Origin of the sequence: Ruegeria jejuensis (assembly GCF_041537905.1) — a bacterium.
GTDB lineage: Bacteria > Pseudomonadota > Alphaproteobacteria > Rhodobacterales > Rhodobacteraceae > Ruegeria_C.
On record NZ_JBGRUO010000023.1, the window covers coordinates 1 to 25,001 of the forward strand.

Genomic DNA, 25,001 nt, shown 5'->3' on the forward strand with positions numbered 1-25,001 from the left:
GGGGTCTGCCGAAAGAGAGTTCGCCTCGGGCACCCAAATCGGAAACAAACTATTGACGGAGAAATCATCATGTGAGGCCGGACACACGTCTGCTTCTGACCAGTGCGAAATTACTTTCAAAAATGTCTTGCTATGCAGGAGCCACCCACAGACGACACTCCGGCATCTGTTCGAAACGGTTATGCAGCGATGCACTGATGAGAGTCTTGCGGTTCTGTTGCGTAGTTTCTTGCGGACCGAAGAGATCACGGCGTTTTTTCGGATTTGTACATCAAGGCCTAAAGAGAGCAGACTTTTGAAAAGTTTGGCAGACGGCATGCTGCGGTTGGTTGTTGTTCCACAGCTAGCAAATTAGATCGACCATTCATTCGGTCAGGTATGTTGAAGGTCTTCAGTTTTATTCGCCTTTCTCTTCACCATACCATTCTGTACAAGGGTTGGCCTTCAGTTCCTTCAGCATCTTTAGCACTTCAGCTTTCCACCCCGCCCTTATCTTCAGAGCCAATTGAGATGGAGGTCGGTGGTCAGGTTCGAGGATCGCGTATTCATACCTGAGCGGGTTGTCGAACGGCACAAAAACGACCTTTCCATTGGACGGATTCAATTCGCGCTCCGTTGCGACCGTCAATGGGTCAACGATGGTGCAGCACTGGCCGGAACTGACAAAAGGAATGAGGGGCAGAAAAAACTGGCACGTCACGGTCGGGTTGTAGTTAGCAGACGCATCCTGAAACTCTTTTCGGATCTTGCGCTGGAATGGATGGGTCGAATGTAACCCGCCCATCGGAACGCCGTCCAATTCAGAGATGCTTATGCTCTGTTTTGAAGCAAGTGGATGTTCGATGTCTATTGCACAAAAACAGTCCGCCCTGATGAGTTCGGCAGAATACTGGGGCGCCTTCCCAGCGGAGTGCTCGAAATCGGCGAACCCGAAATCGATGTTCTGCGACCCCGCAAGCTCCATGATCTGGGGCGAGCTGCGCGTAGACAACGTAATGCGAATCTCTGGGTTTTCACCGACCGATTGGCTGATGAATCGCGGGAACAAAAAGGTCGACGGGCCGGGCATCGTGGCGATGTTCAGGCTACCGGAATGCCCTTTGATCAGCCCTTCCATCGTGTTGGAAATCGTTGCAAGGCGGTCCAGGATGCCCGTTGTTTCCGCCAGCAGGTAATGCGCTTCCGGGACCGGGACCAATCGACGTCCTTTGCGTTCAAACAACGGCAATCCCAATGTTTTCTCAAGGTTTTTCAATGCCAGACTGATCGCAGGTTGCGTGCGGTTCAGCTTCTTGGCTGTCTGAGAGATAGAGCCAGTCTCCATCACCTCGCGGAATACGGTAAGCTGCGTCAGGTTCATGTGCAATACATAAGCTAAACTTTAATTTTGTGAAATATAACAAATTTGTTTTTATGCAAATTGCCTTTAGGCTTGAGGGGTCGAAATTCGGAAGAAACCGAAACCAACGATCCAACAAGGGAGACGATGATGAAACTTGTGAAATGCCTGACTGGCCTCGCATTAGCTGGCGCGCTGGCCGCGCCCGCACTGGCGCAGGACCCAACCTTTTTCCGCATCGGGACCGGCGGTGCGGGCGGAACCTACTTTCCAATCGGCGGGACAATCGCAAACGGTATCTCCGCCCCTCCGGGCTCGCGCCCCTGTGAGGAAGGCGGCCAGTGCGGCGTTCCGGGCCTAATCGCGATTGCCCAATCCACCACCGCTTCGGTCTTCAACAACGCGGCTGTGCAGAACGGAGAGCTGGAAGCCGGGCTTGCCGCAGCAGATGTCACGCGATCGATGTATCTGGGTGAAGGTAAGTTCGAAGGCAAGCCGCATCCCAACCTGCGCATCGTGGCCAACCTGTTCCCTGAAGACCTGCATCTGGTGCTGCCTGCGGGGTCCACCGTCAGTGATTTGAGCGATCTGGAAGGCAAACGCGTCGGCATTGCGCAGGCGGGTTCGGGCACGCAAGTTGCCGTTCTGCAGATGCTGGATGCCTGGGGCGTCAACCGTGACAACATGGACGAAGCCGAGTTAAACAACAGCCAAAGCGCCGAGCGTCTGGCCGACGGTCAGTTGGACGCCTATTTCTATGCCGCAGGCTGGCCGGTTGCCGCCATGGTGCAACTGTCCTCGACCAAAGGCATGAACCTGCACTCGTTCAGCGACGAGGATCTGGCGAAGATCAACGAGATCATTCCGGCCTATATCCCTTCGGCCATTCCGGCTGGCGTTTATGAAGGCATCGACGCTGAAACCAAGACCCCGGCGGTCAGCGCGATGCTGGTTGTATCCTCGGATCTATCGGAAGATCTGGTCTATCAGATGACCAAGGCCCTGTGGAACGACAATACCCGCAAGCTGCTGGATAACGGCCACGCAAAGGGCAAGCAGATCACACCAGACACGGCGCTGGATGGTGTCGAAGCCCTGGGTGTTCCGCTACACCCGGGTGCCGAGAAGTTCTACAAAGAAGCCGGGCTTCTTCAGTAACCTTACCTCACCGCAACCTATCGTCCGGTGCCCCTTCTCGGGGCACCGCACTCTCTAAACATGCGAAATCAGGGGGCCATCATGTCCGAGACCCAGAAACTTGATGACCACGAATTGACGGCCGAGGAACTCGCGGCCATCGAAGAACAGTTCGACGAAGGCGCCGCCGTCCGGCAGGTTACGCCGACGACCGGGAAGGTCTTGCGCGTCGTTGCCCTGATCTTAGCGCTCTATGAATTCTTCACTGCCGGTTTCGGCCTGCCCGCTGATCACTGGCATATGGGCATCTATCTGGCCCTGTTGTTCATCCTTGTTTACGCGACGATCCCGATTGTCGGTTCGAAAAGCCTCTATGCGCTCAAGGTCAGCCGGTTCCGGATCGGTAACATCCCTCTCTACGATCTGGTCTTCATGGGGTTCGGCATCCTTGCCGCACTTTACGTGGGCCTCGCCTGGCGCGGCATCCCGTTCCTTGGGATCGAAGAACAGACATTCCGCATGGGCAACCCCAACGGCTATGACGTGTTTCTGGGTGTTGTCATCATCCTGTTGGTGCTGGATATCGCCCGCCGCACCCTGGGATGGGTGCTGCCGCTGATCATCTGTGTCTTTATTTCATACGCCCTGTTGGGACCGTATTTCCCCGGCTTGCTGCAGCATCCGGGCGTGAACTTCAAAACCTTCGTGTCGTCAATGTACTTCCCACAGGAAGGCATTTATGGCGTCACACTCTGGGTGGTCTCGACCATCGTCTTTCACTTCGTCCTGTTCGGCGTGATCGCACAGCGCACCGGATTGGGTCAGTTGTTCATCGACAACGCCACCATTCTGGCTGGCCGCTATACGGGCGGGCCCGCCAAAGTTTCCGTCGTCTCTTCGGCCTTCTTCGGCACGATTTCCGGTTCGTCCGTGGCGAACACCGTCTCGACCGGAGCCCTGACCATTCCGAACATGAAACGCCTTGGCTACCCGGGTCATTTCGCCGGCGGGGTCGAGGCCGCGTCCTCGGCAGGCGGGCAGATCACACCACCGATCATGGGGGCCGCGGCCTTCATCATGGCCGAGTTCCTCGAGGTGCCCTACACCACCATCGTTATCGCGGCGATCTTCCCGGCGATCCTGCACTATGTCGGTGTCTTTGCCGTGGTGCACCTAATGGCGCGCAAGCTGAACCTGCAAGGTCTGGCAAAGGAGCAGTTGCCGCAACTGAAGGCTGTTTGGGCCGAAGGCTGGGCCAACATCGTGCCTTTGATCGGCCTGCTTGTGGTTCTCTTTACCGGTTACACCCCATTTATGTCCGCTTTCTGCGGCATCTCTCTTGCCGTGATCGCGGGCATGTCGCGCGTGAAACAGCCACCGACTCTGATCTACGCAGCAGCGTTTCTCGCTTTTGTTCTGTGGAAATACTCGGATGGCGGATTCGATCTGACCATGACAGCGATCCTTTGCGCCTTGTCGGTAATCGCGACACTCAATCCGCAAAAACGCATCGAAGTCCCCGAGATGCTGCAAGCGGTCGAGCTGGGTGTTAAATACTCGCTGGCGGTCGGTGCAGCCGCAGCAGCCGTGGGCATCGTGGTCGGCGTGATCAACACAACCGGTATCGGTTTCCGTATTGGCTTCATGGTGACGCAAGGTGCGGGCAATCTGGCCTCGGATCTGTACAACATGATCTCGTTTGGCAGTTTCCAGCTGTTCGCGATGGAAGACCTGCAGCTGTTCATCTCGCTGGTGTTCATCGCCGTCGTCTGTATCCTGATGGGCGCGGGTATCCCGACCACTGCTCTCTACATCATGCTGGTCTCTGTTGCTCAGCCTGCGCTGGCGCAGTTGGGCGTCCCACCCATCGCCAGCCACCTGTTCGTGCTCTATTACGGCGTGGTATCCGAGATCACGCCACCGGTCTGTACATCGGCTTATGCGGCGGCGGCGATTGCCAACTCGAACCCATTCCGAACCGGGTTGTCGGCGTTTACCCTTGGTTTGGGGAAAGTCATTGCGCCGATGGCCTTTGTCTATGCGCCGGTTCTGCTGTTCGTATCCTCGACAGGGTTTAATCTGTGGGAGTTCACCTACACTGCTTCCAGCTGTATCGCAGGTGTCATCGCATTGTCCGCAGCCGTGGTGGGCTATTGGCTGCAACCGCTGAACATGGTGTCGCGGATTCTGATGGCGATCGCTGGCGTTATCTTTGTCGCCCCGAGCTTGACGGCTGACCTGATCGCACTGGCGGTGGCCTCACCGGTCATCGTCACGCAATTGATCGCCCGCAACCGCAGCCATTCCCCGGCCTGACATGATGACAGAGCAGGTCACCATCATCGGCGCTGGCATCGTCGGCATTTGCTGCGCCCTTTCGTTGCAGGAACGCGGCATCCCGGTCCGGCTTGTCGACAGAGGCGAACCGGGTCAGGAAACCTCGTTCGGGAATGCGGGGGTGGTCTCTCCTTGGTCAATCATCCCGCAGGCAATGCCGGGGATCTGGAAAAAGCTGCCCCAAATGCTTCTGGACCCAAAAAGCGCGCTGTCGGTGCGGCTTTCGTTCTGGCCAAGGATGATCCCCTGGGGTTTGAGGTTTCTCGGAAACTCACGCGAAAAGACCGTTCGCGAGGTCGCGAACGCCATGGAATTGCTGTGTCGCCCGTCGATCGAGCTATACCGGCGACATCTGCAAGGAACAGGCCATGAAGACCTGATCGCGGACAGCTTTTATGTTCACGCCTTCCGCAATCCTGACCAAGCCAACCTCAATGGGCTGGACTATCTGATCCGGAAAGAAAAAGGCGGCCAGCTGGAGCGTGTTGAAGGGGATGAATTGCACCGCCTCGAACCGGCTCTGACGCGTGAGTTCAAAGCAGCGGTTCTTATCAAAGGGCAAGCGCGGGTTACTTCGCCGGGCCGCGTCGGGGCGATACTGGCAGACAAGGCCCGCGATCAAGGCGCCGAGATTGCCAGGGCCGAAGTAACATTTCTGGCACGCGCAGAGGGCGGGGGTTGGAATCTGGCAACATCAAATGAAACATTGCACGCGAAGCATGTGGTACTCGCCGCCGGTGTCTGGTCCGCAGACCTGTTGAAACCACTTGGCTTGTCTGTTCCCTTGGTGGCAGAGCGCGGATACCATGTTGAATTTCCCAACCCGTCCACCTGTCTGAACAATTCCGTCATGGATGTGGATGCAAAGGTGGTGGCAAGCTCGATGCAAGACGGTCTGCGGGTTGCGGGCACGGCGGAGTTTGCGAGTATCGATGCGCCTGCCGACCCGCGCAAACAAGCGATCCTGACGGAACAGGCCAAAGCAATGATACCGGATCTCGACACGAGCCAAGCGCGGTTCTGGATGGGACGGCGTCCATCTTTCCCGGACAGCCTTCCGGCGATCGGGCAACTCGACAGGAATTCGGGACTTTATGGTGCCTTTGGGCATTCGCATTACGGTTTGATGATGGCGCCGAAAACGGGGGAGCTTGTGGCTGACCTTGTATCAGGGCGACGCCATAACATCGATCTCGCGCCGTTTTCTCTGACCCGATTCTGAGCGACATCAACCAAGTCTGCGCAATATCGTTGAAAGGACGCAACAAAAATGCCGGTTTATAATGGTGGGCAGAATATCTGTGGGGCTTCGATCGGTGTTCTGTGCCTGGAAAGCTACTTCCCTAAGCCTCCCGGTCACATCAAGAACCCGTCGGGCCTGCCGTTTCCGGTGCTTTATGAAATGATCGATGGCGTTACCGTTCCAACCCTGCTGAACAACCCGTCGCCCGAGTTGCTGGCACCGTTCATCAAAGGTGCGCGACGGCTAGAGGCGGAAGGCGTGCGGGCCATCACCGGCAGTTGCGGCTTTCTGGCTTTGTTCCAAAGAGAACTGGCCGCTGCCGTTTCGGTGCCCGTTTTCGCATCCAGCCTCATTCAGGTGCCCCTGGCGTTTCACATGACTGGCGCCCGCGCTCCCGTGGGGATCTTGACGGCGGATGCATCGGCGCTGACCCCGCAACACTTTGAAGGTGTCGGCGCAGCGGGAATTCCCGTGGCCGTGAAAGGGCTGGAAAAAACACATGAGTTTGCCGATGTGATTTTGCGCAACACACGGACAAGAATGGACACGGACCTGATCGAAGCCGAGGTTCTGGATGCCGCCCGCGATCTGAAACGCGAACGGCCTGAAATTCGTTCGCTGGTATTGGAGTGTACCGATTTGCCGCCTTACGCCGCCCGGATACAGCAGGAGCTGGAACTGCCCGTATTCGACCTCACGACATTGGCTCAAATGGCGCATAGCGTTTCAGCACGCGCGCCCTACTCTGGCATCATGCCCTGGGGTTGATGGCTCGCTGGCATCGGGAAGGGACAGTTTCTGGCGAACTCAAAACAATAGCCATGGCAGTCTTCGAGCGCCCATTGGGTCTGATCGTTGGATTGGCTGTTCATCCCGAGCTGAGTGAACCCGTTGTGCTGGCGCTGACCGGCAGATTCGGCGGCCGCGCCACGTGCCCCTGCCTGCCAAAATCCCTTGTCAAAACCGCAATTCGGGTAATTTCCCTTGTTGCTTGCTATGTTCTTTTTCAACGCGCCTATGTGAGGGCGTAAATCTAGTGGTCGGGTGATGACTCAAAAAGACGTACTTGCCGGGTTTGCAAGAGCCCACTTCATGTCCGGCGCAACCCCGCTAGAGCGGTTGAACAGGCTGTCCGAAGAGTTGGGGATCGATCTTTGGCTAAAGCGTGATGATCTGACGGGCCTTGGGTTTGGTGGCAACAAAACAAGGCAGCTTGAGTTCTACTTTGGCGACGCGCTGGCGCAAGGTGCAGATACGATCCTGATTACCGGTGCCGTTCAATCAAACTATGTTCGTTCCGCCGCAGCTGCGGCTGCAAAGCTGGGTATGAAATCCGTTCTACAACTTGAAGAGCGCGTCCCGAACATGGGCCCGGAATATTACAAATCCGGCAATGTGCTGCTGGCGAAACTGCTGGGCGCTGAACACATGACCTATCCGGTTGGTGAGGACGAGGTCGGCGCAGATGCGGCGCTGCATGCGCGCGCTGAAGAGCTGAGGGCGCAAGGACGCAAGCCTTATGTCATTCACCTGGGGCTGAACCATCCGCCGCTTGGCGCACTCGGCTATGTCGCTGCGGGGCAGGAACTCTGTGAGCAAACACGGGATTTCGACGCAGTGGTCGTCCCGTCCGGCAGCGGGGCGACACATGGCGGATTGTTGACCGGGATAGCCCTCTCAGGAATGTCCGCTCGGGTGCATGGAGTGTGCGTACGTCGCGACCGCGAAAAGCAGCGGGAGCGTATGAGCATTGTTTTGCAGAAGCTTGGAAGCCTGCTTGGCATTGATCCCGCTAGGTTGCTCGCCAAAATCGAAGTCTGGGATGGAGCACTGGCCCCAGGTTACGGCAAACTTGGAGCAAAAACACGATCCGCCCTGGAAAGGATGGCTCAATCCGAAGGTATTTTTCTTGATCCTGTTTACTCAGCAAAAACCTTCGCGGGGTTGTTGGACCTCATCTCTGAAGAGCAAATCCAGCCAGGCCAAAAAGTAGTGATGATCCATACAGGTGGATTGCCTGCTTTGTTCGGCTACGAAAGCGAGCTTGCAGAGGACTTCCGCATTTCCGCCCCTGGTGTCAGGACCCATTGATTTCCGTCTAGCCGCATGATTCATGCTTGAAAAACAGAGCGGCAATCATGCCAGATCTTCTCTGGCGACCAGATGCGTAGATGCGCATCTTAAGCCCTACTTCCCCAAGTCTCACGGCAAGCCGCGCGGCGATGTCGGATTTGCATTCTCTCGCGCGTCCTTGCAGCATCGAAGTATTGAGCGGAGAAAAAGCGGCATGTTGTATGCGATTGCGATTTACGGCGAAACGGGTGTGTTCGAGGCCCTGAGCGGCGAGCATCAGGATGAGGTGATGGGCGGCCATCACGCATTGCAGACAGCACTGGAGGCGCGGGGCGACTATCTTTCTGTCAAACTCATGCCGCCCTCCACCGCCGTCACTGTTGATCCGGCGGGATCGCCCGGTCAGGCGCCGTTGATCGTCGACGGGCCGTTCGCCGAGACCAAAGAGAGCTTCCTTGGGTTCTACGCGGCTGAGTTTCGCGATCTGGACGAGGCGATTTCATTTGCCCGTATGATCTCGTCACCGGTGGCGCGGCTGGAGGTGCGGCCCATCGCCTGGGCGGGCGGTGTGATCTCTTCGGACTAGGCGCGTGTCGGATTGGCTTGAAGCAACCTTCCGGACGCAGCGACCAAAAGCGCTGGCCGCCCTGACGCGCTATTTTCGCGATGTGGAGATCGCCGAAGAGGCATTTGCCGAGGCCTGTGTCAAAGCGTTGGTCGACTGGCCCAAGCGTGGCACTCCCCGCGATCCACTGGCCTGGCTTTTGACTGCAGCGCGGAACGCGGGGCTGGACCGCATTCGCAAGGCGCAGCGGCAGCAGCGGATTCTGTCTCAGGTGCCGGAGGACCTGGTGGTTTCGGAGCATCCCGTGCCCGACCCTGATGCCTTGCGCGACGATGTTCTGCGGCTCTTGTTCATCTGTTGCCATCCTGCGCTGGAACGGCAAGACCAGATTGCGCTGGCGCTGCGCATCAGTGGCGGGCTGACGGTTGCAGAAATCGCCCGCGGGTTTCTGGTGAAACGCAAGGCAATGGAGCAGCGCATCACCCGCGCCAAGAAGAGGATCGCGGCCAACCCCGTTGCGTTTGAGACACCTAGCCCACAGGAACGCGGCAGGCGGCTGGGTGAGGTGTCGCTGATGATCTACCTTATGTTCAACGAGGGCTGGTCGACCTCGGACAGCGACACCCAGATCCGTTTGACGCTCTGTGAAGAGGCCATCCGTCTGGCCCGACTGCTTGCCGAATTGTTTCCGGGGATGGGCGAGCAGGGCGCGCTGCTGTCCTTGCTGTTGTTTCAGCATGCAAGACGTGAAGCCCGCATGGATAGCACCGGCAGGCTGGTTGCATTTGAAGATCAGGACCGGACGCTCTGGCATCGGGGCGAGATGCAGGAAGCGCTGGCCTGGCTTCAGAAGGCGCAGCGGATCGACCATGTCGGCCCCTACCGCATTCAGGCTGCAATCGCTGCCGAACATGCATTTGCGCGCACGGCCGATAAGACCAACTGGCCGGTCATCGAAGCCCATTATGCCGCTCTTTATGCGATGCAGCCGACACCAGTGGTCCGGCTCAATCATATCGCGGTGCAGGCCAGAACAAAGGGGCCAGAACATGCTCTGGGCGCGTTGGCGGAGATCTCAGGCGAGCTGGATGGATACCGCTGGTTTCACACGTTGCGGGCGGGCCTGCTGCAGGAGACCGGAGAGCCCGATGCGGCGGTCGCCGCCTACGAGCGCGCGCTAACCTTAGGGCCGACCGGGCCAGAGCAGGTGGTGATCCGCGAAAAGATCGCAGCGTGTCAGAAAAATTCCGGCTCGGTGTAGGTTCACAGCTCGGTCATGCGTCCTTGTGTCAGTCCCGAAAGCGCGGGGCGCCCAAAACGGAGCACAGATCATGAGCATTCTAGAAATGACCACCCCTGGCAATTCCGGCTGGATCGGACATTCCGGCCCGGATCAGGCCAAAGCCAAGGCGTTCTACAAAGACGTGCTGGGCTGGACCATCAACGACATGCCGATGCAGGACGGATCGAGCTATTCCGCCATCGCCATCGGTGAGACGACCATCGGGGGGTTTTCGCCTATGCCCGAGGAAAGCGGCAACTGGACCATCTATTTCACGGTCGCCGATGTGGATGCTGGCGTCGCCCAGGCACAGGCGCAGGGGGCAGAGGTGATCGCGCCGACGATGGATGTGCCCGGCGTGGGCCGCATGGCCACACTGAGCGATCCGCAGGGCGCGCGGTTTGCGCTGATCACCTATGAAAGCATGACGGTCTAGGCCGCAGGAGCAAGGAGGCATGCAGATGGGTTTTGCACTTCAGACCACCCTCTTTTTCACCGCGATATTCGTGATCATCAGCGTTCCGATGTCGATTGTGGTGGGGCTCAGGCGTGTCCAGACCGGGATCACGCTGTTGCACGGCGGGGATGAGGAATTGCTCCGGCGCATGCGCGCGCATGGCAATTTCATTGAATATGTCCCGCTGGGGCTGATTGCCCTTGCCGGAGCCGAGGTGGCCGGTGCGCCGGTCTGGCTGCTGATCCTGTGTGGTTGCGCCTTGTTGCTCGGGCGGGTGCTGCACTACCTCGCAATGCGCTGGTCGCCCGACGGCATGGGTCGCCCCGCCGGGGCGCTGCTGACCTCGGTCACGCTTGTCGCACTGGGAGTGACGATCCTGCTGCGCCTCGCCAGCATGATCTAACGAAACGCCCCCTTGGGTAGCGGCCCGCCCCGATCCGCAATACCGCGCGGGGCGGCCACACCCGAGGCTTCGGTCCGCGGCAACCAAATGCCCATTTGGGATGGAGTGGTCATTTGGGCAGGTGGGTTGAGGGTGCACTGAACGACTACCGACTGACGTCGGTAGGATCGGCGATGTGGTTTTCGAGGTATTGCAACACGACGTCTTCGGTGATGGCGCCGTTGGTCGTTGAGAAATACCCTCGCCCCCAGAACCGGCGTCCCCAATAGCGCTTGCGGATCGCGGGGAATTCCCGTTGCACCTTGTGGGACGAACGGCCCTTCATCTTGCGCACCAGATCGGAAATGGCAATCTTCGGCGGCGCGGACACGAACATGTGGACGTGGTCACTCGACAGCACACCGCGCAAGATGTCGACCTCGTTCTCCCGACAGACCTGCCGAAGGATGTCGCGCACCCGCAAGCGCAACGCCCCGGTCAACACCTTGTAGCGATACTTCGTCGACCAGACGATATGATAGCGATGATAGAAAACGCAGTGCTTGCCGCTGTCATATTGCATGATCTTACCCTCTGGAAAATGAGCCTTCGACCCGGCTGCGGCTCATTTTCCAGAGGGTAAGATCATTACACGATTCTTTACGCTGAAGCGGGTCCGACTGGAAGTCGGAGGGTTTGCTCCAGAGCGTGGATACTAAAATACAGGATTTTGGCGCCACCCGCAAGGTCCGACAGTAGCTAGTCCATCCGATATCCGACGTTTCTCAGCGTCACAATCCGTGCGCCTTCTTCTCCGATTTTCCGCCTCACCCGGCCCACATAGACATCGACAACATTGGTGAGCGGGTCGGCATTGAGACCCCAGACGGCGTTCAGTATGCGCTCGCGTGACAGCACTCGGCCGGAATTGGTGAGGAAAAGTATCAAGAGATCACGTTCTTTCTTTGACAGATCAACTTCGGCACCATCAACCGTTACCTGCAACGACGAGCGGTCAAACGTAAGCGCCCCGCTTGTTATCAGATTATCTTGCAGTTCAGCGGCATATCCTGTGGCGCGGCGGTGGAGCGCCTCGACGCGGGCGATCAATTCGTCGAAGTCGAAAGGTTTGGGCAGATAATCGTCTGCGCCCATTTTCAGCCCCTCAACCTTTTCTTCAGGGCTGTCCAGCGCGGTCAGCATGAGGATTGGGGTCTTGGATTTGCGGGCGCGCAATTTGCGGCAAACATCCTGCCCTTGTATGCCGGGTAACATCAAGTCCAGAAGAATCACGTCATAGCTGTTCGATGCGACATATTCGAGCGCATCTTCACCGTCGGCTACATGATCAACCGACCAGCCCTCGGCCGCCAGTCCACGACGGACGAAGTCAGCAACACGGGTTTCGTCCTCGACCAATAATATGTTCATGTGCTGCTCCATCCTGATTTTCGGGGAGAGAGAATTTCAGGCCCGTTTTGAGACATCCTAAAGGGACCTGACGCCAATCAATAAACAATCTACCGTTACTATGCTCAAAACTGGCCTAAGCCTTGGCCGAAACGACCTTCATTCGTAACTTTTTCGGAAGCGATACAATAACCCGAAGACCGCCGGTTTCGGCATCCTCAAGGGCGACAGTACCGCCATGGGCCTGCACGATGGATTTCACAACCGGCAAACCCAGCCCGGTGCCTTCGCCCCCATCACCTGATGCGTTTGAACCGCGAAAAAAGCGATCAAATGCCCTGGATTTCTCTGACGTACTCAGACCGGGGCCATCATCGACAATAGAGATATCGATGTTGTTTTTGCCCTCTTGCAGCACGATCTTGATCGACGGTCCACCATAGCGCCGCGCATTCTGCAACAGGGCTAGAACCGACTGACGCAGGCGTACTTCGTCGACAGGCGCCCGGACAGGATTGTCCGGGTTGGTGATTTCGACGGCACCGGGGAACATAGCAACGGCATCTCGGATGATCTTGCGGATATCTATTTCCTTGCGGTCCAGGCGCAACTGGCCAGCCTCGTACCGTGCCACAGTCAGCATGTCATCAACGATCTGATTTGTGTGTTTTGCACTGTCGCGAATGCGCGCGAGGGCGTCAGACACGTCCTCGCTGAGCGTGTCCGCCGTGCGAAGGGTCACATCGGTCTCGCCAAGAATAATGGCAAGCGGCGTGCGCAGTTCGTGGCTGATGTCCGCCATCAGTTGCTTGCGGTTTTCTTCACCCATCTCAAGCTTGTCGATCAGGTTTTGCAGTTCAGCGGTTCGCGCTGCGACCGTTGCTTCCAGTTTTTTCCTCTGTTCCTCACGGCTGGCCTCGCGTGCGGCCAGACTTTTGCCCATGCTGCTCAGAACACCGCTCAAATCACGGAACTCACGACTGCCACCAAGCGCAACAGAGGCGGAATAGTTTGCTTCGCGCAATTGCTCGATACTTTTCTGGAGCCGTATTATGGGCTTCCTGATCTGTCGGTTGAAGGACAGCAGCCCCCCGACCAGCATGATCACCGTCGCACCCAGGATGGCATAGACCATCTGCCTGTTCCAGGCGCGGAACTTGGCCGCCTCTGCCAGAACTTCTTCGACCTCCTCCAATTCTTCTTCCAGAGCGGTCTCGATTTTGCGATCCAGTATGATGTCAATTTCACCATCCAGAAGCGCGGCCAGCCGTTCGATCTGCACGAGCGTGTCTATGGGATCGCCCGTCGCAGCCAGACTTGTGATCGCTGCATTGACCGAGCCGATGTCTTCTTCAATGTCATCGAGCAACTCAAGCTCCTCGATCTCTTCCTCACCAACCATCTGGATCTCGCGACCGATGACGTTGCGAATGTCTGCAATAATCACCTCGATCTTGGTTTGCAGCTCAGCTTCTGCTTCTCCTCCGTCGCGCTCGCCGATCAGCAATGCATCGCCATGTTGTTTGAACAAGCGGTATAGGTTTGCCTCAAGCTGTAGATGCAGGCCGTAGGATTCTTGTGCAAGCTGTGTGCGCGCATCCCACCATCGGGACTTTTCAAGGCTGTAGAGAGTGAGCCAGGCTAGGCTGCCCAGAAGGCCGATGATAACGGCGGCGTAAATTCCAAAAAGAGTGGTAGAGCGCATGTCAGTTGGTTTTCGCTTTATGTGTTGAACTAAGGTGCTCGTCGGCCTCGACCAGTATCACGGTGGCGGGCGTCAATCGCCGGAGCGTATCTAGAAGGACTTTCCGGTCCGGGTCTACGGACCAACGGAGGGACGAAATGACAATCACATCTGCATGCCCCAATACCGAACGCGCCATATCCAGACGTAGGGATTGTGCAGGGGTCAGACCCTTTCCGTTTTCGGATAGGCGTTGATTGAGGCCATCTGGCGCGCGCAGCAAGTCAGCGAGACCAAAGGCGGACAGGACTTCTGCGACCCTTGCATTTTTGGGTCGTTTGCGTGTGCTCAATGTCGCGGATCGTCGAAGACTACCCTGTAGACCGACGTGATCATCGCCGATGTAATACACATGCGGCCTTTTGGTCTGACCGTTAAACAACAGCTCCATGTTCTCAATTCTATCAAGACCTGCGATCAGGCGGGCAAGTTGTATTGCGTTGTTGGCTTTGAGTGTCGTAAGCGATCCGGCCTCAGCCGTAAATTGGAGTGGCTCGTTGCCAATCCGACCTCTTACCGTAACCGAGGTTGGTACTTTGCCGGATTTTGCCTGCCGCTGGACGCTGGGCTCACGCAACAAGCGATGTGCCTTTTCCCGAGCCACGCGCCAGGCGCAGAACTTGTCCCAAGCCGCTCCGAGATCCTGCAGAGGCATCGCGACGAGTGCGAGGACGGACAGGCTTGCGGCGACGGTGGCGGGCGCGGTGCCGCTTCGGCTGGCTGTCCATAGTATTGCAAGGCCTGAAAGCGCGACCCCCACCTGCACGATCGCCTGCAAGCCGGTTGCTCGACTGCGACGCGAAACGGCATCCTGTTTCAGGGATGTGCCCCGTTTATCCAATGCGCGCAGCTCTTTGTTGGTGCGGCCCATAAGGTCCAGCTCTGGCGCGATTGCGATGCGTTCTATCATGGTGATAGCGATATTGGCGCGTCGACGCCGAAGATACTGATGTCGCCGCTCAAGGGTCCAGGCCACGGCAACCATTAAGACCAGCGCGCCACCGACCGGCAAAACGCCGATGCGTGCCAGCGATGGGTCTAGCGCAAAGAGAATGGCAACCGCACCGGGCAGCACAACACCAGCCGTCAGCACATCCGGCAATCCGCGTCCGAACCAAAGGCGCGCAGCAGACAAATCCCCAACAAACCGCAACGACAACGCGCCGACGCGCCGTTCTTCGTGTCGGGATTTTGGCAGGCTCGCAATCTGTTCATAAAGAACGCGCCGCAACGCGATCGAATAGCTTTGCCCCAGGCGTTCAGCCTCTCGGCGCGAGAAAAACAGACAAATTGCCCCAATCGTACTGGAAATGGCCAGTTCGCAAACCGTTCTGATCGCGAGCGTTTCGCCTGTATGCAAGGCCGCAAAGGCGTCGCGCGTTGCAAAGGCGGCAATGGCCAGGGCAGCGGCTTGGACAATCCCGCTCCCAATAACGAGGACCGCGCCAAAGGCGCGATCCTTTGTGGCAAGAGGCGGGGGTAGAGTCCTCATGCAGCCACGTTCTTGGAGCTGCGTCGCATTAGGGGCGCGACGTGCAGCGCAATCGTTTCCGGCAGCCAGAGGTCTTCGCGCGACAGAATCGGCAGGCCAGTGACATCTGCCGCTTCTGCGGTCGAGAGGGGCGAGCAGCTGACCATGCCGGAAATCGCAAAGGGTGAAAGCTCCATCTGTTTCAGGACTGTCACACCTCCCAATGCGCTGAGCGCGTCAGGCGCCGCAAAAAGAATGCCATCCAGCCGTTCGCGTATGCGGGAAGACTTCAGGATTGCGCGGGTTTCCTGCTGGAATACACCATCGGCGATCTCGACAACGACAACCTCTGCCCCGCGCGCCGCCGATGTAGCAACCAATGTCTCAAAGCCTGCTTCGATCCGATCCAGTGGCATTCGAAACGTCGTGGACATGCCGACATCCGTGAAATCCAAAGCCGGGGCACCGCCATCCTCAAAACTATTGAAGTCACCGAATGCCCCGGTGCCGGTGGCTTTGACACCAGCAACGGCAAAACCGGACCGCATTAATCCGTGAGCGAGGCTTGTAGCCGCGGTGGTTTTGCCAGAATTCATCGAAGCGCCAAAGACACCAATCACCGTGACACGATCATTTGTGGGCAGGCTGGGCAGGGCATAGTCCTCGACATTTAGGGCGCGGCCGTTCTTGCTGGTCAACAGACCCAGCGGCCTTAAGCGGGTCGGTTCACTCATCCGGACATGGGCTGCATCAACACGACCGGCCACGCCGCCGCCTGCCACCAGATCGATCAGATCGTCGTCTACGACTGCGCTGGCCAGAAATTGGTCGGGCGCATAGCGATCACCGACACACAGAACCACCAAGTCGCCCGGATAGCTTGTCGACACACGCCGCTCGGCAAGCTGGATTTTCTTGTGATGGCCGATCTTGGCGATTTCACACAGGATCAGGTCGCCCGGTTTTGCGGATTGGAAGTTGGTCGAGAGCCCGCGCACATCGTCGCGGTTCACACGTCGTGTCGTAAAGGCCCATTTCGCGATCGCGCACAGATCGGTGGTAAGTGGGGTCATGTTGGTCATAGCTTCAGCTCCGTTATCGCAGTGGTAGAGGTGTTTTCCATTTTGCGGAGTTGTATGATCGTTATTCTATGGCCAGATGAACCATCGCCCCGTAGTGAGATGAACGTCGGATGAACGGGCGGAAGGACAGCGACCCTGCGTATTGCACCTTCGGCTCAGCACCACATTGCGAGCACGGGTCATCACATGATGCGCCTTGAGTTCCGATCAATCATCATCCCCGCCATCGCCATCGCCATCACCGCCGCCGCCATCACCGCCCTCACCACCATCGCGGTCGTTGTCATTCCTGTCATCGTCTCTATCGTCGTCGCTATCCTCTCGGTCAGCAGAGGAATTAGAGCGTCGATCGTCGTTCCGATTGTCACTTGGCCCCCTCCGCAGTTCCGGGATCGTAATCCGATTATCGCCATTGTGATCGGTGGAGTTCATCAATCTGGCCGCTCCGTCCCGGCCAAACGCAGCCTCCAACTCGTCTAAACTCAGCTCGCGATCGGAATTGGTGTCCACAGATCTGAAGCTGGCTGACTGAGCGTTTGCGACCGAGAGCGGGCATAAGGAGAAAAGCCAGATACCTGAAAGGAAAACAGTAAAGATCAGCGCATGGTTTAGGCGACGCCGTGCAGGGCCTGAAGCCTCGCATCTTTCGCAAGTGCTTTTGAAACGCATCAACCTTGCCTGGGACTATGAACACTGACCCCCCGAACGTCAGGCCAAGAATTCCTATGTCTCGCGGCGAGATGAATTTTATCGGGGCATAAACATGAACGTCAGATGAACGCGGCCAAGGGATCGGTTGTCTTAGCGCGGGTTTGCGCCCTTTGGATCTGTAGATCGAGCAACTTTTGCGGGACTGTCATAAAACGTTCACAATCTTACCGGGTTGCCGTTCATCTCGATGAATACGTAGCCGTCAGGTGCTTCCCTTAATCCTTTGGTCAAGAAGGCGCGAAAGCGCAGCCGACAGAAGGAAGGAGCACCAAATGGCCATCGCGATAAATTTTGCACGGCAAGGCCACCCTCATTCGGCAGCGCTGGCCAGCACGATATCTGCGATACTGCCTCTGGCATTCGGCATTCTGATCGGATCGGTGATTTGGCTGACGGCAGCGGAATTGTCCGCTGACGCCAAAATCGTTCTCATCGTCATTATCTTCGCGATGATCGGCTGGGTTGCAACGCGGCTACCTGACAGTCTGGTCGCCTTGCTGGCAGCCCTGGCCCTTGTCGTTTCAGGCGCTCAGCCACAAGAAGCGCTGACCGATACGCTAGGTGAAAAGATCGTGTGGCTGCTGCTGGCGGCGTTCGTCATCGCGGCGGTCATCAAAGAGGCAGGCCTGGCTGAACGGTTGGTGGCGCCGCTGACCCAGAGTGCACCACGTATCTTGTCGTTCTTCCTTATGACCGGTGCCGCGATCTCATCGACCGCGTTTCTGTTGCCTAGCACCTCAGGGCGGGCGGCTCTGCTCTTGCCGGTGTTTCTGGGTCTTGTCACCGCGCTTCCCGATCGCCGACTGGCAAAACCGCTGGCATTACTGTTCCCCACGGCCATTCTTTTGTCTGCTGGTGGCTCCTTGATTGGCGCTGGCGCGCATGTGGTGGCTGTCGAGGCAATCAGTGCAAGCGGTGGTCCGGCGTTTGGCTATCTCGACTGGCTGATGATCGGGGCACCATTGGCCTTTGCATCGGTCTTGGCTGCAACGCTTCTGATCTTCGTTCTTTTTGTCCCGCAGGAGTTACGCAACGCCCGGCTGAAACCGTCATCGAAAAGCGGGCAGCTGACCAAGATCCAGCATCGCATCCTTTGGGTTCTGAGTGGTGTCATCTCGCTTTGGATCGTCAAGCCGCTACACGGGTTGGACGAAACGATCGTTGCCTTGGGTGGCGCGGTGTTGCTGCTGCTTCCACCGTTTTGCACCCGCAAGCCAAAGGATGTCTTCCGCTCGGTTGATGTCGAGCTGGTACTTTATATGACCGCGACTCTGATGCTGTCTGTTGCCGTGATTGACACAGGGCTCGACCGCTGGCTGGCCGCAGGTGCGCTGTCACTATTGCCAGCCGAACTCGCAACGCACTCAGGCGCAGTCGTGCTTTTTCTGTCCGCTGTAGCGGTGGCATCCCATCTGGCGATTACATCCCGATCAGCACGGGCAGCCATCCTTATTCCCGCCCTGGCTCTGCCTGTCGCTGGGTTGGGGCATGATGCAACACTGGCCATTCTGATTGCCGTTATGGGCACCGGTTTCTGCCAGACCCTGATGGCCAGCGCAAAGCCGGTCGCAATCTTCGGGATGCACGATCAGGCCGGTTTCACCCAGACAGACCTGTTCCGGCTGGCATTGCCTTTGGCACCCCTGAAGATTGTTCTGCTCATGACCTTCGCGCTTTGGGTCTGGCCGCATCAAATTGCGAAACTGGCCCCGAACACCAGCGACGCAAAGCCGATAGCCACTTACATTCATGTCGTGTCGTCTTCGCAGCGCGCCGCGATTGCAACCGCGCCGCAGGACTTTTCCGCCAGTGCCACGCCGGTCAGCCTGCGTCCGAAGGAACGGCCCGAGGCTTTTGCACGGCTTTCCGGCGCAAACGCCACCCCCTCAAAGCAGCCTACAGCCGCCGCCCAAACCCGCGTCACGCTTCTCAACACCATGCGCCGTGATGTGCGCCGTGCCCGGCAAGACTTGCGCGCCACAGGCAAACAGCTCGAACGCGATCTTTCCCGCCTGTTCCAGTGACCGGAGCAGGCCCCCAAGGTAACCCAGAAGAAGGAAGTTCAAGATGAGTATGACTATTCTCGTTGCCCCCTCCGGTTTCAAGGAATCCCTCTGCGTTTCTGAGGTAACCAACTCCATTTCAAAAGGCATCCTGCGGGCTATGCCCAACGCCCGCATCCTGAAAGCGCCTATGGTTGATGGTGGCGAAGGCACCACCGAAGCGCTTGTACGCGCAACGGGCGGCACAATTGTCCCGGCGCGCGTGACCGGCCCCGTGGGCGACCCTGTCGACAGTTTCTTCGGGATATTGGGTGGGGATGGCCCGCGTACAGCTGTCATCGAAATGGCCGCCGCCGCTGGCCTGTCGCTTGTACCCCGTGATCGGCGCAATCCGATGCTGACCACGTCCTATGGTGTGGGAGAGTTGATCCTCCATGCGCTTGATGCCGGGGTGGAACGCATCCTTGTTGGTTGTGGCGATAGCGGCATAAACGACGGCGGCGCAGGTCTTGCCCAGGCGCTGGGTGCGCGTTTGCTGGACTCCAACAACGCCGAGATCGACACTGGCGGCGGCGAGCTCTTACATCTCGACAGAATATGCCTGTCTGGCCTCGATAAACGTCTTAACACCGTGCAAATTGATGCAGCGGTGAATTGGCACAATATGCTCTTGGGACCCAAAGGAGTCGCCCGCGTCTTCGGCCCTCAAAAGGGCGCAACGCCTGCTCAGGTCGACCATCTAGATGCGGCACTGCACCGTTGGTCGCAGGTGATCCGGGCCGAGATGAACATCGATGTTGGCAGTGCCCAGGGGGCCGGAGCATCGGGCGGGCTGGGGTCGGGGCTGATCGCGTTCGCAGGTGCAACGCTTCATCCACGCTTTGATGTGGTGATGCAGTATCTCGATTTTGACCGTTTGCTGAGCAAGGCCGATCTGGTCGTCACTGCAGAAGGTAGTCTTGATGGCCAGAGTCCCTATGGAAAAGTCCCGTGCGAAGTCGCGCGACGCGCAGAAGAGTGCGGCATACCGACAATTGCGCTGGCGGGCACCATCGGGAAAGGCGTGGATCAGACCTTTGATCATGGAATCTCTGCCTTCGCCTCGATCCTGAAACGGCCATGCACCTTGGAAGAAGCCATCCAAGACGGCGAACGCCTGCTTTGCCGCGCGGCCGAGGATGCAATGCGAATGATGCGTGTTGGCTTGATGATGTCGAAAAGGCGAAACGCAGCATGACCCACTGGCGTTCCCGCTGGCACCATTCGGCGAATAGAACCGAGCTTGGCTTTCTCAGCCCGCTTCTGTGGACTAACCCTTTACGGCACCCGCCGTGAGACCGGTCTGGAACTGACGTGTCATGACCAGATAGGCAACGATCACGGGCAAGGTCGAGATCACAACACTGGCAAAGACCAGCCCCCATTCGGTGGAATACGTGCCGATAAAGGCGACGATCCCAACCGGCATGGTCTGCGCCTCTGGCTTGAACGCGACGATCAACGGGATAAAAAACTCGTTCCACATCCAGACGCCGTTCAGAATCGCGACCGAGACCAGACCGGGCTTCATCAGTGGCAAGATCACGCGTCGGAAGATCTGCCATTCGCTGGCGCCATCCATCCGCGCCGATTGCACCAACTCTTCGGGCAGGGCCGCCGCCATCGGCGTCAGCACAAGAACACCAAGGGGCAGTCCCATCGCGCTGTAGGGCAGGATCAGCGCCAGCAGACTGCCCAGCAACCCAAGCGCTTTGAGCATCACAAAGAGCGGCAGGATGATGGCGTGGACGGGGACCAGAAGGCCCGCCACGAAGAGGCTGTACAACCCGGTTGAAAACCGCCGGTCCTTGCGTCGCAGACCATAGGCAATCATCGCCGACAATATGGTGCTCAGGACCACCGACACTGTCGTCACGATGATGGTGTTTGGCAGCGTGATGGACAGGTTCGCGTCAGTCCATGCCTTGGTATAGTTGGTGAACGCCCACGATTTTGGAACACCATAGGGGTTCATGAAAAATTCGGGCACCGTCTTGAACGAGGCCAAAATCATGAAGAACAGCGGCACAAGGACAATCGCCGAAGCGCAGCACAGATAGGCGGTGCGCCAGGCCGTTGCCAGATCGCGGTCCAGACGGGTCTGCCGCCGACGGCCATGTGCCGGGGTAATCATGTCTCGATCTCCCTGCGGCGCAATTGCCGGATCAGCATCCAGCAGATCGCGGCCATGGCCAGCATCATCAAAAGCGCCATGGCGATCCCGAAGGCAAAGCGAATGTCGCCCGACGAAAAGGACGACGTTCCAAAGGCTGTCCGATAGATCAGCGTCCCAAGCACGTCGGTCGCATAGTTGGGTGCGCCCAGAGGACCGGTCAGCACATAGACCACGTCAAAGGTCCTGAACGTGCCAATGAAGGTCAGAACTGTGAGCGCGGTAAAGGCGGGCGACAATTGCGGGAAAACCACGCGCCAAAAGACCTGCCGCGAGTTGGCGCCATCCATCTCTGCGGCTTGTTTGAGTTCTTCGGGAACCGCCTGCAGGCTTGCAAGGTAAATGATGATGGCCCAGCCAAGGCTGTTCCAGGCCGTCACAACAATAACCGCGATCAGCGCAGTGCCCGGCTGGCTGAGCCATTGAACGGCGAGAAACCCAAGGCCGGTACTTTTCAGGACAGGATTGATCAGCCCGATATTGGGCGACAACATCAGCGTCCAGACAAAACCGGTGGCGACCAGCGACATAATCACGGGCAGAAACAGCACGGTCCGGTAGAACTGCATGAAGCGTGGTTTTTCGTTCAGCAACACCGCGGTGTAGAGGCCGATCGTGTGCTGAAAGATCAAAATCACCACGAAGATCACGGCATTGTGGAATGCGGCACGATAGAACGGGCCGTGGGTCAGAATCTCGGCATAATTTGCAAGCCCGATGAACTGGACGTTGTTGCCCAGGCCCGACCAGTTGGTCATCGAGATGCCGAACGCCAGCGCCAGAGGCAACAAGAAAACGCCAAGGAAAAAGACCAGCCCCGGCACCACAAACCACAGATGCCCGTAGCGCCGTGAAAATTCTGATGGCGGTCGGCTTTGCCTATCTCTCTTGATCATCGCGGCCTATTGCCTCCGTGAATAGGTGGCCGGGCGCACCCAGCCACCGGAACCTGCGCTTAGCTGCCCGAAGGTTTGACCTCGGCCTGCAAAAGTTCGGAGAACGCCTCGGGCGTCATGTCACCCAGAAGTAGCGCGGCGATATTGTTCTGCGCCGCTCCAAAGACCGAACCGACCTCAGGCAGTTCGTAGAAAACGCGCACGTCGTTCGATGCGCGCGCCGTGCCGAACTCTTCCAGGATCCGGCTGTCAGTTGGAACGACGTCCTTGTTGGTGGTCATCGTGATGGTGTCGACGACCATCTGCTGCGCGACCTCGCCCAGCATCCACTGCAGGAATGTCAACGCTTCGTCTTTATGCTCGGACTGTGAATTGATGGTGAAAATGTATTCCAGCCCGGTCACAGTGGCCGGGGTGCCACCTTCGGCCGCCGGGAAGGGCACGACGCCCAGATCAACCTCAGGATTGATCTCCTGATAGCCTGCAAAATCAGCCGAGCCGCCGGGCATCATCGCGCCCTGTTTCATGGCGGCCAGAGCCTTGCCTTCGACATAGGCAGTCGACAGCGCACCAGGTTGCAGGCAGGGGGCGATTTCCTGAATGAAAGCCGCCGCCTTGACCATGTCCGGGTCGGTGAACTTACGCGTACCCGCCCGCAATTCGTCAAATCCGTCGGCACCCATGATACTGGCTGCAGACATCATATACATGAACGACGGCACGATCCCGTCCGAAGCAGGCACCACCAGCGGGTTGATGCCCCGCTCCTTCAGCGTTTCACAAACCGACAGCAGTTCCTCACGTGTCGTGGGCGGTGTCAGCCCCTGCTCTTCCATGATGTCCCGATGATAGTAGAGACCAACCGTATACGATCCCAGAATAGGCACGCCGAAAACCTTGCCGTCATTATCCACAGCGCTGGCGGCAGATGGCACCAGCGACGACAGATCGAGCTTTCCGGTCAGGTCGGTCAGATAACCTGCCTCGGCGGCTGCGACGGTCTCGGGACCCGCTGGCAAGCCAAAGAGATCCGGCGCCTCTCCGGCAGCAAGCGCGGTGTTCAGGCGCGCCGTATAATTGGTTCCGGCAATCTCTTCGAGTTCGATGTCGATATGCGGATGTGCCGCTTCGAATTTTTCGAGAATGGCTTCGGCGCGATCTTTCCACTCGGGATGCTGGTGCCACATCGACAAGGTGACCTTGTCATCGGCAATAGCGGCGGTCGAGAACGCGCAGGCGGTGGCGGTTGCCAATGCTTGGACGGTGAGACGGGTCTTCATGGGTTCCTCCTCGTTGGTTTTCGCACGCGAACGCACGATCTATGGGTCCTTTCCGGGTGGCTGGGCGGTTTTTGACAGCGCTTCGCCGGTCTTGGGGTCAAAGAAATGCAGCCAGTCGCACTGGACCACCGCAGTGGCCGTCTGTCCGGCGCGCACCGTCGATCTGGCACCGAACCTCGCGATACAGACAGACTTGTCGGGGGCGACATCGCCGGTGTCGTCATCGGTATCGAACACCTGTTCGGCATCGATGCGCAGATGGGTCATATGGTCCGAGCCCAGGGATTCCACCAGCTTGACTTCGGCCCTGATCTTCCAGGAGGGCGCTGCATCACCAACCAGCCCGGCATCTTCGATGTCTTCGGGGCGGATGCCGACGATGACAGCGTCTCCGGTCAGGGTGCGCAACCCCGGGTGACGGTCTCTGGCCCGGTCAGTGACGGCCAGTGTCTGGTCTCCGAACGTAACCATCATCTGCGCATCTTCAGACTGTGTCAGCTGTGCGCGAAACAGGTTCATGGCAGGTGACCCGATGAACGACGCGACGAAAGTATTGGCGGGACGGTGATACAGCGTGTCAGGCGTATCAACCTGCTGCAGCACCCCCTTGCGCATCAATGCAACCCGGTCACCCATTGTCATCGCCTCGACCTGGTCATGGGTGACGTAGATGGTTGTCACCTTGAGGCGTCGTTGTATCTGAGCGATTTCCGAACGCATTTGCACGCGCAGTTTCGCATCGAGATTCGACAGCGGCTCGTCCATCAGAAAAACCGACGGGCGTCGGATCAATGCGCGCCCCATGGCCACGCGCTGCCTCTGCCCGCCGGACAGATGCGCGGGCTTGCGCCCCAGCAGCGCTTCAAGCTGCAAGGTTCGGGCGACATCCTTGACGGCAGCATCGATTTCCGCCCGGGGGCGTCGCGCGATCGACATTGGAAAGGCGATGTTTTCATAGACCGTCATGTGCGGATAAAGCGCGTAATTCTGAAAGACCATCGCGATGTCGCGGTCCCGCGAGGCATAGTCATTCACGACCGTTTCCCCGATCGAGACGGTACCGTCGCTGACATCTTCGAGACCTGCGATCAGCTTCAGCGCTGTTGACTTCCCACAGCCGCTTGGCCCGACCAGCACCAAAAACTCACCCTCTGCAATATCAAGGCTAAGTGACCGCAAGGCGGGCTCGTCCTGCGCATCATAGCGCTTGGTGAGTTTGTCTATGCAAACGGTCGACAAGCTCTCCTCCCGATTAAGCTCGCCACCCTTCATCCCCTATCAACGCACGAACATCAAGATTTAATATATTATTTGGTGAATATCGTACTTAAAATAACGGTAATCGTACCTCAACATACAGACCACTCAGAGGAATCG

Annotated in this window: 23 protein-coding genes and 1 pseudogene; 14 read left to right on the top strand and 10 right to left on the bottom strand. The window is 58.0% G+C overall.

Going from position 1 to position 25,001, the window contains the following annotated elements; translation table 11 throughout:
- Window positions 1-355, top strand: a pseudogene (locus AB1E34_RS20985) (hypothetical protein); the annotation flags it as partial.
- A 42-nt stretch (window positions 356-397) separates the two neighbouring features.
- Here the strand turns inward: AB1E34_RS20985 and AB1E34_RS20990 are convergent.
- Window positions 398-1,360 carry a LysR family transcriptional regulator gene (locus AB1E34_RS20990; protein ID WP_372574269.1) on the bottom strand — a complete coding sequence of 321 codons (963 nt, stop codon included), beginning with the start codon at window positions 1,358-1,360 and terminating at the stop codon, window positions 398-400.
- A gap of 129 nt (window positions 1,361-1,489) precedes the next feature.
- Between AB1E34_RS20990 and AB1E34_RS20995 the strand changes: the two genes are divergently transcribed.
- The 10 genes from AB1E34_RS20995 to AB1E34_RS21040 all read left to right on the top strand — a co-directional run bounded on the left by AB1E34_RS20995 (window position 1,490) and on the right by AB1E34_RS21040 (window position 10,836).
- Window positions 1,490-2,497: a TAXI family TRAP transporter solute-binding subunit gene (locus AB1E34_RS20995; protein WP_372574270.1), complete on the top strand. Its 1,008-nt coding sequence runs from the start codon at window positions 1,490-1,492 to the stop codon at window positions 2,495-2,497.
- Between the two features lie 81 nt (window positions 2,498-2,578).
- Window positions 2,579-4,792 (top strand): TRAP transporter permease, encoded by a 2,214-nt coding sequence (locus AB1E34_RS21000; protein WP_372574271.1) that lies wholly within the window; start codon window positions 2,579-2,581, stop codon window positions 4,790-4,792.
- A 4-nt stretch (window positions 4,793-4,796) separates the two neighbouring features.
- Window positions 4,797-6,035, top strand: coding sequence for an NAD(P)/FAD-dependent oxidoreductase (locus AB1E34_RS21005; protein WP_372574272.1), 1,239 nt, complete (start codon window positions 4,797-4,799; stop codon window positions 6,033-6,035).
- 48 nt (window positions 6,036-6,083) lie between these two features.
- On the top strand, window positions 6,084-6,824 hold the full coding sequence (locus AB1E34_RS21010) for an aspartate/glutamate racemase family protein (protein ID WP_372574273.1): 741 nt from the start codon (window positions 6,084-6,086) through the stop codon (window positions 6,822-6,824).
- Window positions 6,824-7,087, top strand: coding sequence for a hypothetical protein (locus tag AB1E34_RS21015; protein ID WP_372574274.1), 264 nt, complete (start codon window positions 6,824-6,826; stop codon window positions 7,085-7,087). The genes AB1E34_RS21010 and AB1E34_RS21015 overlap by 1 nt, the downstream gene beginning before the upstream one ends.
- A 61-nt stretch (window positions 7,088-7,148) precedes the next feature.
- Window positions 7,149-8,147, top strand: a complete 999-nt coding sequence (locus AB1E34_RS21020; protein ID WP_372574275.1) for a D-cysteine desulfhydrase family protein — start codon at window positions 7,149-7,151, stop codon at window positions 8,145-8,147.
- A gap of 196 nt (window positions 8,148-8,343) precedes the next feature.
- Window positions 8,344-8,715, top strand: coding sequence for a YciI family protein (locus AB1E34_RS21025; RefSeq protein WP_372574276.1), 372 nt, complete (start codon window positions 8,344-8,346; stop codon window positions 8,713-8,715).
- A gap of 4 nt (window positions 8,716-8,719) precedes the next feature.
- On the top strand, window positions 8,720-9,955 hold the full coding sequence (locus AB1E34_RS21030; protein WP_372574277.1) for an RNA polymerase sigma factor: 1,236 nt from the start codon (window positions 8,720-8,722) through the stop codon (window positions 9,953-9,955).
- A 70-nt stretch (window positions 9,956-10,025) separates the two neighbouring features.
- Entirely contained in the window at window positions 10,026-10,412 is a 387-nt protein-coding gene (locus AB1E34_RS21035) for a VOC family protein (RefSeq protein ID WP_372574278.1), read from the top strand.
- Between the two features lie 25 nt (window positions 10,413-10,437).
- Window positions 10,438-10,836: an MAPEG family protein gene (locus tag AB1E34_RS21040; RefSeq protein ID WP_372574279.1), complete on the top strand. Its 399-nt coding sequence runs from the start codon at window positions 10,438-10,440 to the stop codon at window positions 10,834-10,836.
- A 145-nt stretch (window positions 10,837-10,981) separates the two neighbouring features.
- Here AB1E34_RS21040 and tnpA read toward each other — a convergent pair whose 3' ends face one another.
- The 5 genes from tnpA to AB1E34_RS21065 all read right to left on the bottom strand — a co-directional run bounded on the left by tnpA (window position 10,982) and on the right by AB1E34_RS21065 (window position 16,522).
- Window positions 10,982-11,398 carry an IS200/IS605 family transposase gene (gene tnpA, locus AB1E34_RS21045; RefSeq protein ID WP_372572594.1) on the bottom strand — a complete coding sequence of 139 codons (417 nt, stop codon included), beginning with the start codon at window positions 11,396-11,398 and terminating at the stop codon, window positions 10,982-10,984.
- Window positions 11,399-11,574: 176 nt separating this feature from the next.
- Window positions 11,575-12,258, bottom strand: a complete 684-nt coding sequence (locus AB1E34_RS21050; protein WP_372574280.1) for a response regulator transcription factor — start codon at window positions 12,256-12,258, stop codon at window positions 11,575-11,577.
- 103 nt (window positions 12,259-12,361) lie between these two features.
- Window positions 12,362-13,930 carry a sensor histidine kinase gene (locus AB1E34_RS21055; RefSeq protein WP_372574281.1) on the bottom strand — a complete coding sequence of 523 codons (1,569 nt, stop codon included), beginning with the start codon at window positions 13,928-13,930 and terminating at the stop codon, window positions 12,362-12,364.
- Window position 13,931: 1 nt separating this feature from the next.
- Window positions 13,932-15,329 (bottom strand): ABC transporter transmembrane domain-containing protein, encoded by a 1,398-nt coding sequence (locus AB1E34_RS21060; RefSeq protein WP_372574282.1) that lies wholly within the window; start codon window positions 15,327-15,329, stop codon window positions 13,932-13,934.
- 128 nt (window positions 15,330-15,457) lie between these two features.
- Window positions 15,458-16,522, bottom strand: coding sequence for a hypothetical protein (locus AB1E34_RS21065; RefSeq protein ID WP_372574283.1), 1,065 nt, complete (start codon window positions 16,520-16,522; stop codon window positions 15,458-15,460).
- Between the two features lie 186 nt (window positions 16,523-16,708).
- Here AB1E34_RS21065 and AB1E34_RS21070 point away from each other — a divergent pair, with 186 nt between their 5' ends.
- The 3 genes from AB1E34_RS21070 to AB1E34_RS21080 all read left to right on the top strand — a co-directional run bounded on the left by AB1E34_RS21070 (window position 16,709) and on the right by AB1E34_RS21080 (window position 20,473).
- Entirely contained in the window at window positions 16,709-17,002 is a 294-nt protein-coding gene (locus AB1E34_RS21070) for a hypothetical protein (protein ID WP_372574284.1), read from the top strand.
- 503 nt (window positions 17,003-17,505) lie between these two features.
- Window positions 17,506-19,257, top strand: a complete 1,752-nt coding sequence (locus AB1E34_RS21075; protein ID WP_372574285.1) for an SLC13 family permease — start codon at window positions 17,506-17,508, stop codon at window positions 19,255-19,257.
- 43 nt (window positions 19,258-19,300) lie between these two features.
- Window positions 19,301-20,473: a glycerate kinase family protein gene (locus tag AB1E34_RS21080; RefSeq protein ID WP_372574286.1), complete on the top strand. Its 1,173-nt coding sequence runs from the start codon at window positions 19,301-19,303 to the stop codon at window positions 20,471-20,473.
- A gap of 72 nt (window positions 20,474-20,545) precedes the next feature.
- On the opposite strand, the gene AB1E34_RS21085 is transcribed toward AB1E34_RS21080, so the two are convergent.
- The 4 genes from AB1E34_RS21085 to AB1E34_RS21100 are packed head-to-tail and all read right to left on the bottom strand — an operon-like array spanning window position 20,546 to window position 24,863.
- A complete protein-coding gene (locus tag AB1E34_RS21085; protein ID WP_372574287.1) occupies window positions 20,546-21,409 on the bottom strand; it encodes a carbohydrate ABC transporter permease in 864 nt (287 codons plus the stop codon).
- Window positions 21,406-22,344, bottom strand: a complete 939-nt coding sequence (locus AB1E34_RS21090) for a carbohydrate ABC transporter permease (protein ID WP_372574288.1) — start codon at window positions 22,342-22,344, stop codon at window positions 21,406-21,408. The genes AB1E34_RS21085 and AB1E34_RS21090 overlap by 4 nt, the downstream gene beginning before the upstream one ends.
- A gap of 59 nt (window positions 22,345-22,403) precedes the next feature.
- The gene (locus tag AB1E34_RS21095; protein ID WP_372574289.1) at window positions 22,404-23,624 is read right to left on the bottom strand and encodes an ABC transporter substrate-binding protein; all 1,221 of its coding nucleotides are present in this window, start codon (window positions 23,622-23,624) and stop codon (window positions 22,404-22,406) included.
- 39 nt (window positions 23,625-23,663) lie between these two features.
- The gene (locus AB1E34_RS21100) at window positions 23,664-24,863 is read right to left on the bottom strand and encodes an ABC transporter ATP-binding protein (RefSeq protein ID WP_372574290.1); all 1,200 of its coding nucleotides are present in this window, start codon (window positions 24,861-24,863) and stop codon (window positions 23,664-23,666) included.
- Window positions 24,864-25,001 lie beyond the last annotated feature (138 nt).